This is a genomic window from Planomonospora algeriensis (genome assembly GCF_977012225.1).
The window spans coordinates 1-2,710 of sequence record NZ_CDRNDK010000665.1 but is presented as its reverse complement, the minus strand read 5'-3'; the positions used below and the strand labels follow the sequence as shown (position 1 = coordinate 2,710).

General features: G+C 73.0%; 3 protein-coding genes. 1 reads left to right on the top strand and 2 read right to left on the bottom strand.

What is annotated here, in order from left to right:
- A partial coding sequence (locus tag ACWJ6R_RS34180; RefSeq protein ID WP_449066181.1) for a hypothetical protein occupies positions 1-730 on the bottom strand: 730 nt, incomplete at its 3' end.
- A 1-nt stretch (position 731) separates the two neighbouring features.
- Positions 732-1,436: a hypothetical protein gene (locus ACWJ6R_RS34175; protein ID WP_449066180.1), complete on the bottom strand. Its 705-nt coding sequence runs from the start codon at positions 1,434-1,436 to the stop codon at positions 732-734.
- A gap of 908 nt (positions 1,437-2,344) precedes the next feature.
- On the opposite strand from ACWJ6R_RS34175, the gene ACWJ6R_RS34170 reads away from it, so the two are divergent.
- Positions 2,345-2,710, top strand: a 366-nt coding sequence (locus ACWJ6R_RS34170) for an FHA domain-containing protein (protein WP_449066179.1), incomplete at its 3' end; no start/stop codon positions are given.

Genomic DNA, 2,710 nt, shown 5'->3' with positions numbered 1-2,710 from the left:
CTCCGGCGGCCAGGCGGCCGGCGAGCTCGCGGGCGGTGCGGATGAGCAGCGAGCGGTCCAGGCGGCCGCCCCACTGGCCCCGCAGCAGCTCCGCGCCCTTGGGGTCGTGCGCCAGCCCCGCCACGAAGACGACGTCCTTGCTGGTGGCGGCCACGATCCGGCGGACGTCCTCGATCGTGCCGCGGTACTGCCGGGGGTCGGCGATCACCACGACCCCGACCCGCGCCCCCCGGGGCATCACGTGCAGGCGTTCGCGCAGGTGCGCGACGTGGTCCAGGCTCCCCCGGGTGAACAGCACCACCAGCCCCGCCTCGGCGATCAGCTCCCCCAGCTCCGGGTGCCCGCCCAGGCGGCCGCAGTCGGCCAGCACGTCCGCGCCGGGCAGTGCGGCCAGCGCCCGGCCGAGCGGCCCCCAGAGCCAGGTCAGCCCGGCCGCCTGCTCCCCGTGGGTGAGCCCGGCCAGCACGTCCAGCCCACCGACGATCTTCTGGGTGTGCTCGTGGATCAGGGCGGTGGTCAGACCGCGGCGGGCCGTGGCGCCGAGGGTGAGCAGCCCTCGGCCGGGGTTGAGCACGCCTCCGTCGGCGGCCGGCAGCCGGTAGGCGACGTCCCCTCCCGCGGGGTCGCACTCGGCCAGCAGCACCGGGCGCGGCCAGACCGCGCCGAGCGCCGTGGCCGCCGTGGTCACGCCGGGCGCGCCCTTGTCCGCGGCCAGCACGATGAGCGCCACGTCAGCGCGCTCCCGGCAGTTCGGCCAGGGCGATCTCGCCCCGGGCGGAGTAGGTCACGACCGTGGGCGAGATGGTGGCGTCCACGATGATCGTGACCTGCCCGCCGGAACCGTTCCGGCCCGACGAGCCGACTCCGTGGACGAGCGCGCTCTGCGCGAGGACCCGCCCGGCCGCGGCCTCGGAGTCCCCGCCCCGGCCCGGCACGTGGACGACCTGGACCCGGTCGCCGGGGCGCAGCGTGGCGGGCAGCTGGCCGGGCTTGAGCGCCAGGCCCACCTGGGCCTTGCCCGGCCCCAGCTCCTCGCTGGAGGACAGGACCATCTCCCTGGTCAGCAGGGTGCCGGGGAGCAGGGTGACCCGGGCGAAGTTCTCGGCGACGCGGGCGCGCTCGGCGTAGGGCACGTATCCGATGCCGGTGTCGGCGATCTGCACCTCCCGCATCGCGGCGGCGGTGAAGGGCTGCCCGGTGCCGACCTGCTGGACGATCTGGATCGCGGAGACCCGGTCGCCGCTGCGCAGCACGAGCAGGGTGGTGGCGAGCGCGCCGCCCAGGATGAGCAGCACGGCCAGCGCCGCCAGCGCGGGTTTGCGCTCCCTCGGGGAGACGGGCAGTTTGCGTGACGCCGGCCCTGACAGGGTGCCCGCCGGAACAGGCCGGTCGGCGTTCACCGGGGCGCGGCTCGATGGCTGCTGGCTGGTCCTCACGGGCGGGGGCTCCCAGAGTGATCTCTTTGTGGGCTACTGATCGAATTTACGCCATTATGCGCACCATGCCGATGTCCTGTAGGGCAAAAGCGAGGACCAATGCTCGTTTGGTAGGAACGGGTTTGTCAATGGAGATCCACTGAAACCTGACGCTTCTGACAGGTGACATCTGACTTATCCGGATGATAGGGACGACAACAAATCCCAATAACAGCCATCACAATGGTTCCACCCGTCATTCGGTTCACAGGCCGGGCGGCTTCGGCACCGATCCTCCGGCCATGCGCCGCTTTTCATCGCGATCCATCCTGAACCAGTTCAAAAAGTGGCACCCTGGGGGCATGGGAACGTGGTTCAGGCGGCTCCCGCCGGGCTCGGGACGGCTCCGCCCCATCGTCCGGGCCTGGCGTCCGGCCGCGGCCCGGGAGTTTTCCACCGGGTTTTCCACAGGCCGGTCCGAGCCGTCCCCAGATGGCAGGAAGCTCCCATCGCGGCGACTCCCCACATGAACCGGCATAACAAGTCGGCATCGACCGGTGGTTATCCACAGGTTGCCGCGTTTTCCACATGCTGTCCCCGAGCCTGCACTTCTACCGCGAACACCTCTTCCCCTGCCGTTCCCAGTCATTAGGTTGGGCGGAGGACCGGACCGAGGAGAGCGGCGATGCGGATCATGCTCACCGTGCTCAGCGAGCACGCCGACCGGGACGTCCTGGTCGAGGGCGACGAGGCGACCACGGTCGCCCGGCTCGCCGAAGCGCTCGCCGGGCAGCCTCCGGGCGAGCGCTCCGGCAACGTGGTGCGGCTGACCCGCAGCCGGGCCCCCTACGGCCTGGGCCGCGCCGGCGCCGGAGCCGCACCCCCCGACCTGTGGCTGGACGGCCGGGTCCTGCCCGCGGACGCCCCCCGTGCTCGGGCTCCTGCGCGACGGCGACCTGGTCACCCTGGACCGGCGCCTGGCCGTCTCCACGTTCGCCGAGGAGCCCGCCGGCATCGTGGAGATCCGGGTGTCCGGCGGGCCCTGTGCGGGGTCCGTGCACCGCCTCGGCTTCGGCGTGCACACCGTCGGCTCCGATCCGGCCTGCACGGTGGCCCTGCGCGACCCGCTGCTGCCCGGACAGGCCGCCGTGGTACGGCTCACGCCCGACGCCATCACGGTGGAGCCCGCCGTACCGGGCACCGCGGCGCCCGCCGTACCGCGAGCCGGGAAGGCCGGGCGGAGGGCGAAGAGGGCCGGGCGGAGGGGGAAGGACACCGCTTCGGCGGCGGAGGGC